General features: G+C 53.9%; 12 protein-coding genes and 1 tRNA gene. 8 read left to right on the forward strand and 5 right to left on the reverse strand.

Features of this window, described 5'->3' with window-relative positions; all coding sequences use genetic code 11:
• Positions 1-148: 148 nt before the first annotated feature.
• A tRNA-Arg gene (locus CWM52_RS25445) sits at positions 149-225 on the reverse strand.
• A gap of 355 nt (positions 226-580) precedes the next feature.
• On the opposite strand from CWM52_RS25445, the gene folD reads away from it, so the two are divergent.
• Entirely contained in the window at positions 581-1,447 is an 867-nt protein-coding gene (gene folD, locus CWM52_RS25450) for a bifunctional methylenetetrahydrofolate dehydrogenase/methenyltetrahydrofolate cyclohydrolase FolD (protein ID WP_100686601.1), read from the forward strand.
• Position 1,448: 1 nt separating this feature from the next.
• Complete coding sequence (gene ybcJ / locus CWM52_RS25455) at positions 1,449-1,661, forward strand: ribosome-associated protein YbcJ (protein ID WP_100686602.1); 213 nt, start codon at positions 1,449-1,451, stop codon at positions 1,659-1,661.
• 59 nt (positions 1,662-1,720) lie between these two features.
• Here the strand turns inward: ybcJ and CWM52_RS25460 are convergent, their stop codons facing one another.
• Genes CWM52_RS25460 through CWM52_RS25470 form a run of 3 tightly spaced genes read right to left on the reverse strand, consistent with a single transcriptional unit; the run spans position 1,721 to position 4,536 of the window.
• Positions 1,721-2,434, reverse strand: coding sequence for an MgtC/SapB family protein (locus CWM52_RS25460; RefSeq protein ID WP_100686603.1), 714 nt, complete (start codon positions 2,432-2,434; stop codon positions 1,721-1,723).
• 9 nt (positions 2,435-2,443) lie between these two features.
• Positions 2,444-3,706 (reverse strand): MFS transporter, encoded by a 1,263-nt coding sequence (locus tag CWM52_RS25465; RefSeq protein WP_100686604.1) that lies wholly within the window; start codon positions 3,704-3,706, stop codon positions 2,444-2,446.
• Between the two features lie 11 nt (positions 3,707-3,717).
• Positions 3,718-4,536: an MBL fold metallo-hydrolase gene (locus tag CWM52_RS25470; protein WP_100686605.1), complete on the reverse strand. Its 819-nt coding sequence runs from the start codon at positions 4,534-4,536 to the stop codon at positions 3,718-3,720.
• Positions 4,537-4,915: 379 nt separating this feature from the next.
• Between CWM52_RS25470 and CWM52_RS25475 the strand changes: the two genes are divergently transcribed.
• The gene (locus tag CWM52_RS25475; RefSeq protein ID WP_100686612.1) at positions 4,916-7,093 is read left to right on the forward strand and encodes an extracellular solute-binding protein; all 2,178 of its coding nucleotides are present in this window, start codon (positions 4,916-4,918) and stop codon (positions 7,091-7,093) included.
• A gap of 73 nt (positions 7,094-7,166) precedes the next feature.
• On the opposite strand, the gene cysS is transcribed toward CWM52_RS25475, so the two are convergent.
• Positions 7,167-8,552, reverse strand: a complete 1,386-nt coding sequence (cysS, locus tag CWM52_RS25480) for a cysteine--tRNA ligase (RefSeq protein ID WP_100686606.1) — start codon at positions 8,550-8,552, stop codon at positions 7,167-7,169.
• Between the two features lie 174 nt (positions 8,553-8,726).
• On the opposite strand from cysS, the gene ppiB reads away from it, so the two are divergent.
• The 5 genes from ppiB to mnmH all read left to right on the forward strand — a co-directional run bounded on the left by ppiB (position 8,727) and on the right by mnmH (position 12,943).
• Positions 8,727-9,221 carry a peptidylprolyl isomerase B gene (gene ppiB / locus CWM52_RS25485; RefSeq protein ID WP_100686607.1) on the forward strand — a complete coding sequence of 165 codons (495 nt, stop codon included), beginning with the start codon at positions 8,727-8,729 and terminating at the stop codon, positions 9,219-9,221.
• A 3-nt stretch (positions 9,222-9,224) separates the two neighbouring features.
• Positions 9,225-9,947: a UDP-2,3-diacylglucosamine diphosphatase gene (lpxH, locus tag CWM52_RS25490; protein ID WP_100686608.1), complete on the forward strand. Its 723-nt coding sequence runs from the start codon at positions 9,225-9,227 to the stop codon at positions 9,945-9,947.
• A 119-nt stretch (positions 9,948-10,066) separates the two neighbouring features.
• Positions 10,067-10,576: a 5-(carboxyamino)imidazole ribonucleotide mutase gene (gene purE, locus CWM52_RS25500; RefSeq protein WP_045854285.1), complete on the forward strand. Its 510-nt coding sequence runs from the start codon at positions 10,067-10,069 to the stop codon at positions 10,574-10,576.
• A complete protein-coding gene (gene purK / locus CWM52_RS25505) occupies positions 10,573-11,640 on the forward strand; it encodes a 5-(carboxyamino)imidazole ribonucleotide synthase (RefSeq protein ID WP_100686609.1) in 1,068 nt (355 codons plus the stop codon). Before purE ends, purK begins: the two co-directional genes overlap by 4 nt.
• Before the next feature lie 184 nt (positions 11,641-11,824).
• The gene (mnmH, locus tag CWM52_RS25510; protein WP_100686610.1) at positions 11,825-12,943 is read left to right on the forward strand and encodes a tRNA 2-selenouridine(34) synthase MnmH; all 1,119 of its coding nucleotides are present in this window, start codon (positions 11,825-11,827) and stop codon (positions 12,941-12,943) included.
• Positions 12,944-13,194: the final 251 nt, after the last annotated feature.

A 13,194-nucleotide genomic window follows, 5' to 3' on the forward strand; every position in this document is an offset into this window, starting at 1 on the left:
GTAGATCATGCCGGCATTCTGTTTCTGAATGGCGCAGGATTTCGGGTCAGGGTCAGACCATACTAGACGTTGAGATAATGAGATATTGGCGAATGCCGCGTGTATGCTGGGTTTAGTAGATTTCAGGAGACGTTAAGATAAGTGAGAATGGTACGCCCTACAGGGTTCGAACCTGTGACCTACGGCTTAGAAGGCCGTTGCTCTATCCAGCTGAGCTAAGGGCGCACTGAAATGCGGATGTTTCATGGAGTGAAACCGCCTGGAATTATACGGTCAACGCTCAGTGAGTCAATGCATTTTGCCATGAAACTGCTGCGGCATAACTAACTTGCCTACATATACGACAAAGGTTGCGCAAAGTTCATCCAGCGCCGGTTTTCAGCACTTATCGCGCTCGACGACAATAAATAGTTCCAGTTCCCCTTATATGCGCCAAATATCCCTTTAAACCGCGGTGTCTTTAGCCCTTAATTTTGTCAAAGAGGGATAAAAATTCAAACGAGGACTGACAGCGAGGCTGGCTTCTGACAAAATATCCACATCCCCCTTTCGTTAAGATACAGATGGAATCCTCTCTCTGATGGCAGCAAAAATTATTGACGGTAAAACGATTGCGCAGCAGGTACGCGCTGAGGTTGCGGAAAAAGTGAAGGCCCGTACTGCGGCCGGAAAACGCGCCCCAGGGTTAGCCGTCGTACTGGTCGGCAGCAACCCGGCGTCGCAGATTTATGTCGGCAGCAAGCGCAAAGCGTGTGAAGAGGTGGGATTTGTCTCCCGCTCATACGATCTCCCGGAAACCACCAGCGAGGCGGAATTACTGGAGCTGATTGATACGCTGAATGCCGATACCACTATCGACGGTATTCTGGTACAGCTGCCGCTGCCTGCCGGAATTGATAACGTGAAAGTGCTGGAGCGTATCGCCCCGGACAAAGATGTTGACGGTTTCCACCCCTATAACGTCGGCCGTCTGTGCCAGCGCGCCCCGCGCCTGCGCCCGTGTACGCCGCGCGGAATCGTCACCCTGCTTGAGCGTTACAATATCGACACCTACGGCCTGAATGCCGTGGTTATCGGCGCATCGAACATCGTGGGCCGTCCGATGAGCATGGAGCTGCTGCTGGCGGGCTGCACCACCACCGTCACCCACCGCTTTACCAAAAACCTGCGTCATCACGTCGAAAACGCCGACCTGCTGATCGTCGCGGTGGGTAAACCGGGGTTTATTCCGGGCGAATGGATTAAAGAAGGCGCTATCGTGGTGGATGTCGGTATTAACCGTCTGGAAAACGGCAAAGTGGTTGGCGATGTCGTCTATGAAGATGCCGCCGCACGCGCGTCATACATCACACCGGTGCCCGGCGGCGTCGGCCCGATGACCGTTGCTACGCTCATTCAAAACACGCTGCAGGCGTGCGAAGAGTATCACGATATTCAGGAGGCCTGAGATGGCGAATTTTTCTCTGGGCAAACACCCACACGTTGAACTGTGCGATCTGCTGAAGCTCGAAGGCTGGAGTGAGAGCGGCGCGCAGGCCAAAATAGCGATCGCCGAGGGTCTGGTGAAGGTTGACGGCGCGGTAGAAACCCGCAAACGCTGCAAAATCGTCGCCGGTCAGACGGTGAGTTTTGAAGGTCAGAGCGTGACCGTTACTGACTGATTGACCCAACTGAAAAGATACCGGGCTCATATGAGCCCGGTATCTTTGGGACTAAAGGCTTATTGTTCGAGGGCCACGGCGCTCACATGATCGATATCTCGCAACATACTGTAGAGCTCATGCAAGGTCGTCCTCTTTCTTACCGTTAATTTAAGATTAACTTCAATTTTGTTTTTTTTGATGTCGCGAATCGTCATCGCATCAATAAGATTTCTTTGTTGGTTAAGCCTGGCCACTAATGACGGCAGCCCTGCCTTCTCATTGAGTATCAAACGAACTTTCACCTTCCCCAGATGCTGATGCGCAACCTGCAGTAAAACAATATATGGGCTGATCTTTATCGCCAGCAGGAACAATGCCGTCGCCAGCAGCGCATGTAAATAGAAACTGGCGCCACAAGCTATGCCTACACCCGCCGAGGCCCAAACAATCGCTGCGGTAGTCAGACCTGAAATCGCATCGTCGCGACGGTGCAAAATCACCCCGGCCCCTAAAAAACCGACGCCACTAATAATCTGCGCCGCCAGACGCATCGGATCGCTGCGAATATTGACAGAAATCTCCGCGTAGTACTCTGCCGACTGAATGGACACCACTGTAAGCACACAGCTGGCAACCGCAATAATCACGCAGGTTTTGAAGCCGACGGGTTTTCCCTTCGATTCTCGCTCCAGGCCAATCACGCCCCCCAGAACAAATGCCGCAGCTATCTTGGCTATGGTTTCCAGACTAAGCGGCCCCAAATCACCCAGCAGAAATAACAATCTATCCATGTTTATTTCCTATAACCGCGGCCCCTTGCGCGCGAACCAGGCTTTAAGCGGTTTAATCTCTACCGGGGCGTTCTTTTTAGATAAATCATCTTTGAAGAAAATCATGAAGAAGACCGAAACCACGCCGGCAATCATCGCTGAGAATAACCAGAAGCTCTCCCACTGTGGTAATGCCTGGGATCCTTGTTCCGTCACGGTATTATTGAAGATTTGCCCGCAGATGGTCGAAGCGAATAGCAGGCCAAAACCATTAGAAACGATAAACCGAAGGCTCTGAGCCTGGGCCTTTATCTCGGGCCGCGCTTTGCGGTCAACGTAGATATCGCCAACGGTGAAGAAGAAATCCCAGCAAAAACCTTGCAGCATCAGGCCAATCAGTACAAACATCATATTGGCATCAAGTGCCGCCTGCGAGAAGAACAGCGAGCGAATGATCCAGCATACCGCCCCCATCATTAGGGTTACCTTAAAACCAACTTTCAACAGGAAGAAGGACAGCAGGAACATAAAAATGACCTCACAGGCGATCCCTACCTGCATCATAGAAGCCGCATTATTAAACCCGAGGGCTTTCAGGAACACCGGGATATAGGCGGAATAAGCCGTTTTAGGGATCATCAACACAAATATACTCAGCATCAGAATGGCGAAGTTGCGATCCTTAAACAACGAGAGTGCATCCAGGCATAGCAGATCGCGCAGGGTAAAAGCGCTCCCTTTGGCTTTTGGCGGAGTATCAGGCAGGGTAAAGCAATACAGCCCCAGTGCGATACCAGAAGCCGATGCAATATACCAGGTCATGGTATCACCTGAGTACCCCATCTGCCCGATGATGAAACCAACCGCCATAAAACCAAAAGTACCGAAAACGCGAATGAGTGGAAAATACTTCACGCCGTTAATGTGGCTAAAGCTAATGCTATTAGCCAATGCGGTTGTCGGGTAGAACAATAAACCGACGAAGAAGATCAGCAACAACGTCATGGTGGTGTTATGTGCTGCGATGAACTGAGGTACGCACAGGAGCACTCCAGCATTAATCAGATGCAAGATTGCCATCACCTTCTGGGAAGCAAAGAAGCGATCTGCCACCATACCGATAAATAATGGCGAGAGGATCGTCGCCAGTCCCAGAAGGGCATAAGAAGAGCCGATAATTGTCGCCATGCCATAGGTGCTAAGCACCAGGCCCATCGTCATATTCCACGCGCCCTGCATAAAGTACTGCACAAACATCATGATCAACAGACGAGGTGTTTTATTAAAATCCATGATCTCGCCCCTTATAGATTAATGGTCAGACCGTCATAGGCGACGATGACATTTTTATCGCGACAGGCGGCCATCAAATCCTCATGCAACAGTTTGCCGCTGTGGGAAATATGTGAGACCACAACCTGGCTCTCAGTATGCAAACACGCCATAGCCCGAAGCTTCTCTTGTGCCGCAAAAACCGTCTCAAGGCTCATATGGTTGTCGGTACAATCATCGCCGTTCCATCCGTAAGTACACTCCAGAATCGTGAGATCTAACTTTTTCCCCTCTAACCATTGCCAGGTGAGTGGTGGGAACCAGCCAGAGTCATGCCCATAGAATATTGTTTTCCCGTCCTTTTCGATGACGTACACGTAGCACAATTCCCAATTGGCATGGTTAGCCAGCAGAGGAGTTATCTTATAACCGTGACTTTCTACAGTCACAAAGGGCACCAGGCAGTGGAAAGCAAAACGCTGTTTGCTGTAGCCCGGCAGAACAGCGGCACAACCGTTAATGGCACGGTCATTCCCAAAAATTTCCAGTGGATGTTCGATGTTAAAACCATAACCCTCCATCCGGCTAAACAGCTCACCGACATTGAAATGATCGGGATGAGTATGGGTAAAAAGCAGATCGGTCAATCCGGCAGCATCGAGTCCGTCACGCAGCAACTGCTGGCTAAACTCCGGGGCGACATCAATTAACATGATGTCATCAATAATTGCAGAGGAGTGGGTGCGTATGTCTTTTCCTTTCAGGACGCGCGCCTGTTGGCAATGCTCGCAGCGGCAAAACGGATTCGGGATCCCTTCAGAGGCAGCCGATCCCAGAAAATGTATCTTCATTTTTTATCCTTTTTATTCAGTTAATTACTGATTTATCGCCCTTTAACACTCGGCTCAGTCATTGCGAACCGGTGAAATTGGAACGTATCAATAATATAATTAAGAATAAAAAACGAACAATAAACATGAATAACATTAGTGACAAACTTCAAGTTATTTTATTTAAATCAAACAATATCAATAAATTAATAACATACATCTCCCTACCTTCCTGTCCAGGCGGTATCACAGCGATGCAAATTACACCTCGATCTATTAGTATTAATAATCGACAATAAATTATGGAACGATCCAAAAAAAAGGCATCATGGAAAATGAAATAGCAGAGTCGCCATGCTGGTGTTAGCATCGAATCAGGTGAGTCAACGTGATGATTAAAATGGCGACTATCAAGGATATAGCAAAGCTGGCAGGAGTTTCACACGGCACCGTTTCCAACGTTCTGAATGGACGCGGCAATGTCAGTGTCGAAAAAATTGAAGCGGTCAAACTGGCAGCACAGAAAATGGGATATCAGCTCAACGCCCAGGCTCAGTCCCTGCGCACCAGTAAAAGCCGTGGTATCGCGCTGATCTTACCCAATCTCAATAGCGAACAATATCACCAGCTTTATCGAGGATTACAGCAGTCCTTACGCTCATCTCTTGCCGGCGATCTGGATCTTTACATCACTGACGATCTCCCTTCCGCTGAAATGAATATTCTGCAAACCCTGGCAGCACGCTCTTACCAAAGCGTGATCACCGTTTCTTGCCTGGACGACAGCGACATTTATTATCAGACGCTACGGATACCCGATGAGCAAATTCTGTTTGTCTATCGTCATCCTTTGCAGGCGAAGGTCAGATTTAGCCTCGATTTTTCTCAGGCGGCACGGGCAATCACTGAGGCCATTGCCCGTCAACGGCCACGGCATGTAGGACTACTCTGTGAACCACTTGTTTATACTAATAGCCACACTTTTGTCGAATCATTGAAGCACTCGATGGCGCTACTGAGTCCATCAACCCGCTTAACGGTGGTCTCGTCGCCGGCCAGCGAATGCCACACCGCCGCTTTTACTTTTTTTGACAACCAGCCGCCGCAGATACTGGTGGCGCAAGATAGCGATAAAAGCCGCTGTTTAACCCAGGCGGCCTGGTTGGGTAGCGCAGGTCCCTGCCCGCCGATCTGGCAACTGAGCGATAACGAACCCGCGATCGTCGCCAATCAGTATTGCTATCAAATGGATTATGCGAGGCTGGGGCTGGAAATCGCCCGCTATCTTGCTCAACCGCAGTCACATTCTTACGAACAAGTCCTGACCAACCGTGGATTCACCCTTTCTGCCGAGCCAACTTCATCCACTCCCTATCAGGGAGAGACGCTGAACATGCTCATTCTGCCCAGCCCATCGACCGATGCACTGAGGAAGCTCTTGCCACATTTCTATCGCCAGACCGGTATCAAGGTGAACCTCGCCGTTTATCCCTATGACGAAGTTTTTGAGATCCTCTCGAACCTGCATCTGCATCCCTATTACGATCTACTGCGAATCGACATGGCGTGCTTCCCCTGGTTTGCGGAAAAATCGCTCACACCGTTGGCAGAAATCTCGCCGGAACTCCCCGCCCTGCTGGATAATTTTTCGCCAACAATCAGCCATCATTTCAGCCAGATCGAGGGGACAGCCTATTCGTTACCCTTTGATGCCAGTACCCAACTACTGTTTTACCGTCGCGATTTGTTTGAAGACCCGACAATCAAGCGCATGTTCTATGAAGCATCGGGAAAAGAGCTGAAAATTCCCGCTACCTTTGCCGAATTCGATGCGATTTCCGCTTTTTTCACCGCCATTCATCAAGACGGAGACCCGCAGCGTCCGCTTGGCACAGCAACGACCTTAGGCAGTTCAGGGCTGATAGCCAGCGAATACCTGCTGCGTTACTACGCCCTCGGCGGACGATTGGTACATCACGGCAAACCGGTTCATCTGGAGCCCAAACTGGCCATCGTAGCGCTAGATCAATATCTCGCACAACTGGCGGTCACCAGTAACCTAAACAGTGAATGGTGGAGTACATCAGTGGCACAGTTTGAGCAGGGGCAACTGGCGATGCTGATCATGTACATGAACTTATTCAATGACGTCGCTCACAGCCCATTATCGCCCTCGATTGGCTATGCGCCGGTACCGGGTAATATGCCGCAATTCGGTGGTGGTTCATTGGGGATGTCGCGCTATAGCGGTAAGAAGGGACCAGCAACAGAGTTTTTCCACTGGCTCTATTCCGCAGAAATGACCCAACACCTGGTTTTACTGGGAGGTAACAGCGCCCATCGCAGCATTTATCAAAACCAGCGTATTTTGCATCTTTATCCATGGTTTAATTTACTGAAGGACCATCCAGGCACCGGTATTCGCGAGTCTCGTGGGGTAAAAGGGGAATTATTCAACCTTCGTCATGCGGAAACCATTATCGGCCAGGGGATAACCAACGTGCTGAATAAAATGATGGATCCTGAACAGGCCATCGGCTACATAAATCAACGCCTGCTCAGCGAAGCGCAGGCCTGAGACATACACTAAGCTGTGCCATTCTGCGAAGCACTCTTGGGCAAAATGGCAGCGGGCTATAGTGGTCTATCGCTTACTTACGGCGCCAGGTGGTTCCCTGCGGGCCGTCTTCCAGCACGATCCCCATCTCATTGAGACGGTCACGCGCGGCATCCGCAGCGGCCCAGTCTTTCGCTTTACGCGCATCCAGACGCTGCTGAATCAGCTGCTCGATTTCCGCAACTTCGCCGTCGTCAGCCTGCGCGCCGCTTTGCAGGAAGACATCCGGCTCCTGCTCCAGCAGCCCCAGCACGCCGGAGAGCTTGCGCATATGTGCGGCCATGGCGTTAGCAGCAGCGACATCTTCCGTCTTCAGACGGTTCACTTCACGCGCCATATCGAACAGCACGGAATAGGCTTCCGGCGTGTTGAAATCGTCATCCATCGCTTCAATAAAGCGCGCTTCGAAGGCGTCGCCGCCAGCCGGCTCTGCCGATTTGTCGGTTCCGCGCAGCGCGGTATACAGACGCTCCAGCGCAGAACGCGCCTGCTTGAGATTTTCTTCGCTGTAGTTCAGCTGGCTACGATAGTGGCCGGACATCAGGAAGTAGCGAATGGTCTCCGCATCGTAGTACTTCAGTACGTCGCGCACGGTGAAGAAATTGCCCAGCGATTTTGACATTTTCTCGCGGTCAACCATCACCATCCCGGAGTGCATCCAGTAGTTCACATACTCGCCATCGTGGGCGCAGGTAGACTGGGCGATTTCGTTTTCATGATGCGGGAACATCAGATCCGATCCGCCGCCGTGGATATCAAAATGGTTGCCCAGCTGTTTGCAGTTCATCGCCGAACATTCAATGTGCCAGCCAGGACGACCGTTACCCCACGGGGACGGCCAGCTCGGCTCGCCCGCTTTCGACATTTTCCACAGCACGAAATCCATCGGGTTGCGCTTGACGTCAACCACATCAACGCGCGCGCCGGCCTGCAACTGGTCGAGATCCTGGCGCGACAACTGCCCGTAATTCGGATCGGTCGGTACCGAGAACATCACATCCCCGTTGTCCGCCACGTACGCATGGCCGCGCGCGATCAGTTGTTCGGTGATTTCAATAATCTCGGGAATATGGTGGGTAGCGCGAGGCTCCATATCCGGACGCAGAATATTCAGCGCATCGAAATCATTGTGCATTTCGGCAATCATGCGATCGACCAGCGCGACAAAGCTTTCGCCGTTCTCATTCGCACGCTTAATGATTTTATCGTCGATATCGGTAATGTTGCGGACGTACTTCAGCTTATAGCCGAGAAAACGCAGGTAGCGGGCGACCACGTCAAAAGAGACGAAAGTACGGCCATGGCCGATATGACAGAGATCGTAAACGGTAATTCCACACACGTACATGCCCACTTCCCCGGCATGGATAGGTTTAAACTCTTCTTTTTGGCGCGTCAGGGTATTAAAAATTTTTAACATCGAAGATTCCGTGTAGACGTGTGTGAATATTAAGTCGCGTATTCTAACCTTAATTCAACCCCGAAGCAGCACACAATGCAAGGTGATCGAACCCGGCGGTTATGCTATAACAGCCCCCTATGTCACGCCCAACGTTGGGTTTAAGCACCACAATCATCGGAACAGGATGCAAAAATGGTTACTTTCCACACTAATCATGGCGATATCGTCATCAAAACCTTTGACGACAAAGCGCCGGAAACAGTTAAAAACTTCCTGGATTACTGCCGCGAAGGTTTCTACAACAACACCATTTTCCACCGTGTTATCAACGGTTTTATGATCCAGGGTGGCGGCTTTGAGCCGGGAATGGCGCAGAAAACCACCAAATCCCCGATCCAGAACGAAGCTAACAACGGTCTGAAAAACACCCGCGGTACTCTGGCCATGGCCCGTACTCAGGCGCCTCACTCCGCCACCGCGCAGTTCTTTATTAACGTTGTCGATAACGACTTCCTGAACTTCTCTGGTGAAAACCTGCAAGGCTGGGGCTACTGCGTATTTGCCGAAGTGGTTGAAGGTTTGGACGTGGTCGACAAAATCAAAGCGGTGGCTACCGGCCGCAGCGGCATGCATCAGGATGTGCCGAAAGAAGATGTTGTGATCACAAGCGTCACCGTCAGCGAGTAATTCGTGGCGACACTGTTTATTGCGGATTTGCATCTGCAAACAGAAGAACCGGCGATCACCGCCGGTTTTCTGCGCTTTTTAGCCGGCGAAGCCCGCGAGGCGGATGCGCTGTATATCCTTGGCGACCTGTTTGAAGCCTGGATTGGCGATGACGATCCGAACCCGCTGCATCAGCAAATCGCCTCGGCAATCAACGCATTAACGCAATCAGGCGTGCCCTGCTATTTTGTTCACGGCAACCGCGACTTTCTCGTTGGCCAGCGCTTCGCACTCGTCTGCGGGATGACGCTGCTGGCGGAAGAAAAAGTGCTCGACCTGTACGGTCGTCGGGTCCTGATTATGCACGGCGATACGCTCTGCACCGACGATCCGGGCTATCTGGCTTTTCGCGCCAAAGTCCATACCCCGTGGATTCAGCGTCTGTTCCTTGCCCTGCCGCTGTTTATTCGCCGCCGCATCGCCGCCAGAATGCGCGCCGACAGCAAAGCGGCCAACAGCAGCAAGTCGCTGGAAATTATGGATGTCAATCCTCAGGCCGTGGTCGAGGCGCTGGAAAGACATCAGGTGCAGTGGTTGATTCACGGCCACACGCATCGCCCTGACGTCCACCCGTTAGAGGCCAACGGCAAGCCGGCGTTTCGCGTGGTCCTCGGCGCCTGGCACAGCGAAGGGTCGATGGTCAAAGTCAGCAAAGACAACGTTGAACTGATCTCCTTCCCGTTTTAATTTCCCGCGCATTTTCCCCCCATCACCGGTGACGCAACCGTTTTCCTTGCCGAAAGATCATGTTATTCTCTGTGGCCTCTAAAGCAGTGTGAAGCACACCCACAGGAGTTTTAAGACGCATGTCTTCCCGCAATAATTCGGCGCGTATCGCCATCGTGATGGGGTCCAAAAGCGACTGGGCTACCATGCAATTTACCGCAGAAATCCTTGATGCCCTGAACGTTCCGTACCATGTTGAAGTGGTCTCCGCACACCGGACGCCCGATAAGCTGTTTAGCTTTGCCGAAGGCGCGGAAAGCAACGGTTACCAGGTGATTATTGCCGGTGCGGGCGGCGCGGCGCATCTGCCGGGCATGATTGCGGCGAAAACCCTGGTGCCGGTGTTAGGTGTGCCGGTCCAAAGCGCGGCGCTAAGCGGCGTAGACAGTCTCTACTCTATCGTTCAGATGCCGCGCGGAATTCCCGTCGGTACGCTGGCCATCGGCAAAGCCGGCGCCGCCAACGCGGCCCTGCTGGCGGCGCAGATTCTGGCAGTGCACGACGCTGAACTGCATCAGCGCCTGAGCGCCTGGCGTCAGGCCCAGACCGATGAGGTGCTGGAGAATCCGGACCCACGGGGTGCGGCATGAAACAGGTTTGCATCCTTGGCAACGGCCAGCTAGGCCGGATGCTGCGTCAGGCCGGGGAACCGCTGGGCATCGCCGTCTGGCCAGTCGGCCTGGAAGCCGATCCTGAAGCGGTGCCGTTTCAGCAAAGCGTGATCACTGCCGAAATCGAACGCTGGCCGGAAACGGCGCTCACGCGTGAACTGGCGCGCCACCCGGCGTTTGTTAACCGCGATGTGTTCCCGATCATTGCCGACCGTCTGACGCAAAAACAGCTGTTTGATAAGCTTGGGCTCGCCACCGCGCCGTGGCAGTTGCTGGCAGATAAAAACGAGTGGCCGGCGGTATTCGCACGTCTGGGCGAGCTGGCTATCGTTAAGCGTCGCGTGGGTGGTTACGACGGTCGCGGCCAGTGGCGACTGCGCGAAAACGACATTGCGCAGTTGCCGGAAGAGAACTATGGCGAATGCATCGTTGAGCAAGGCATCAACTTTTCCGCCGAAGTGTCGCTGGTTGGCGCCCGCGCGCAGGATGGCAGCACGGTGTTCTACCCGCTCACCCGCAACCTGCACCAGGAGGGCATTCTGCGTACCAGCGTCGCCTTCCCGCAGGCCAATGCCCGCCAGCAGGACCAGGCGGAAAGCATGCTTTCCGCCATTATGCACGAGCTGAACTACGTGGGCGTGATGGCGATGGAGTGTTTTGTCACCGCTGACGGCCTGTTGATTAACGAGCTGGCGCCGCGCGTGCACAACAGCGGTCACTGGACCCAGAACGGGGCCTCAATCAGCCAGTTCGAACTGCATCTGCGGGCGATTACCAGCCTGCCGCTGCCGCCGCCGGTCGTGAACAGCCCTTCGGTGATGATCAACCTGATCGGTACCGATCTCAACTACGACTGGCTGAAGCTGCCGCTGGTGCATCTGCACTGGTACGACAAAGAGGTGCGTCCGGGACGCAAAGTGGGTCACCTTAACCTGACCGACAGCGATACCGACCGCCTGAGCGCCACGCTGGAAGCCTTAAAACCTATCCTGCCGCCAGAGTACGCCAGCGGTATCTTCTGGGCGCAATCCCAGCTGGCGTAACCCTCTGACCCATTCGGGCGGCCAGCGCATCCGCCGCCCGTTCGCCCGCATGAAAACGGCTATTTGCCGGGGAATTGATCTTCGCCCTTCCCCGGCAGAGATTATGGCGCGTAGAATCCCCTCCTTGCTTTAACGATTTTCTTATTTAAAAGACGCTGTCAGTTTGACTTCAGAAGGATGAGCCATGAAAAATGGGACGGATTACCGCACCATTCTCACGGCGGACACGCCAATCATTGACGTCCGCGCCCCGATCGAATTCCGCCAAAGCGCACTTCCCGCGGCACTGAATCTGCCGCTGATGAACGACGCCGAACGTGCCGCCGTCGGCACCTGCTATAAACGCCATGGCGCGGACGCGGCCTTAGCGCTGGGCCATCGGTTAGTCAACGGCGAGGTGCGGGAAAAGCGTATCGCCGCATGGCGCGACGCCTGCTTACGTTATCCGCAGGGCTATCTGTGCTGCGCCCGCGGCGGCCAGCGCTCGCACATCGTACAGCAGTGGCTACATGAAGCCGGCATCGAGTACCCGCTGATCGTCGGCGGCTACAAGGCACTGCGCCAGGTCGCCATCCAACTCACCGAAGAGCTGGTCCAACGGCCGATCGTGCTAATCGGCGGCTGTACCGGCAACGGCAAGACCCAGCTGGTCTGCTCCCGCCCCGACGGTATCGATCTTGAGGGGCTCGCCCACCATCGCGGCTCGTCGTTCGGCCGCACCTTGCGTGAACAGCATGCCCAGGCAACGTTTGAAAACCACCTGGCCGTGGCAATGTTGAAAAAAGCCGGGCAGCATCGTCGCTGGGTGCTGGAAGATGAAGGACATATGATAGGCGCCAACCACCTGCCGGAATGCCTGCGTGAGCGTATGGCGCAATCGCCGCTGGCGGTAGTCGAAGACCCGTTTGAGATTCGCCTTGAGCGCCTGCGGGAAGAGTATTTTGACCGTATGCACCGTGATTTTATTGATGCTTACGGTGAAGAGGAAGGCTGGCAGGCGTACAGTGAATATCTGCATCACGGCCTGTTCGCCATTCGCCGTCGCCTGGGATTACAGCGTTTTGCCCGGCTTACCGCCCTGCTTGACGGGGCGCTGGCTGCGCAGCGGCGAGGTGCCGCTACCGATGCCCATTTTGCCTGGCTGGTCCCGCTGTTGCAAGAGTACTACGACCCGATGTATCGCTATCAGCTGAACAAAAAAGCGGAAAAAATTATCTTCCGCGGCAGCTGGAATGACGTCGCCTCATGGCTGGCGAAGTCATTCAACACCCTACCGCCCCGGCTTGCGGCGTCAACGCCTTAGCCGGGCTACGCGACTACACAACGGCACAGGTCTGTAGCCCCGGTAAGCGCAGCGCCACCGGGGAGCCGTTCCCGGGCCGCGGGATAACCCCCCTTGCCCTACTACACGACGGCACGGGCCTGTAGCCCCGGTAAGCGTAGCGCCACCGGGGAGCCGTTCCCGGGCCGCGGGATAACCCCCCTTGCCCGGCAACACAACGGCACGGGCCTGTAGCCCCGGTAAGCGTAGCGCCACCGGGGAGTCGTTCCCGG

Source organism: Raoultella sp. T31 (assembly GCF_002806725.1).
Taxonomy (GTDB): Bacteria; Pseudomonadota; Gammaproteobacteria; order Enterobacterales; family Enterobacteriaceae; genus Klebsiella; species Klebsiella electrica.

Bases quoted from the DNA above. Each gene is read 5' to 3' on its own strand.
- folD (WP_100686601.1), top strand. From the start codon at position 581: ATGGCAGCAAAAATTATTGACGGTAAAACGATTGCGCAGCAGGTACGC.
- ybcJ (WP_100686602.1), top strand. From the start codon at position 1,449: ATGGCGAATTTTTCTCTGGGCAAACACCCACACGTTGAACTGTGCGAT.
- CWM52_RS25460 (WP_100686603.1), bottom strand. From the start codon at position 2,434: ATGGATAGATTGTTATTTCTGCTGGGTGATTTGGGGCCGCTTAGTCTG.
- CWM52_RS25465 (WP_100686604.1), bottom strand. From the start codon at position 3,706: ATGGATTTTAATAAAACACCTCGTCTGTTGATCATGATGTTTGTGCAG.
- CWM52_RS25470 (WP_100686605.1), bottom strand. From the start codon at position 4,536: ATGAAGATACATTTTCTGGGATCGGCTGCCTCTGAAGGGATCCCGAAT.
- CWM52_RS25475 (WP_100686612.1), top strand. From the start codon at position 4,916: ATGGCGACTATCAAGGATATAGCAAAGCTGGCAGGAGTTTCACACGGC.
- cysS (WP_100686606.1), bottom strand. From the start codon at position 8,552: ATGTTAAAAATTTTTAATACCCTGACGCGCCAAAAAGAAGAGTTTAAA.
- ppiB (WP_100686607.1), top strand. From the start codon at position 8,727: ATGGTTACTTTCCACACTAATCATGGCGATATCGTCATCAAAACCTTT.
- purE (WP_045854285.1), top strand. From the start codon at position 10,067: ATGTCTTCCCGCAATAATTCGGCGCGTATCGCCATCGTGATGGGGTCC.
- purK (WP_100686609.1), top strand. From the start codon at position 10,573: ATGAAACAGGTTTGCATCCTTGGCAACGGCCAGCTAGGCCGGATGCTG.
- mnmH (WP_100686610.1), top strand. From the start codon at position 11,825: ATGAAAAATGGGACGGATTACCGCACCATTCTCACGGCGGACACGCCA.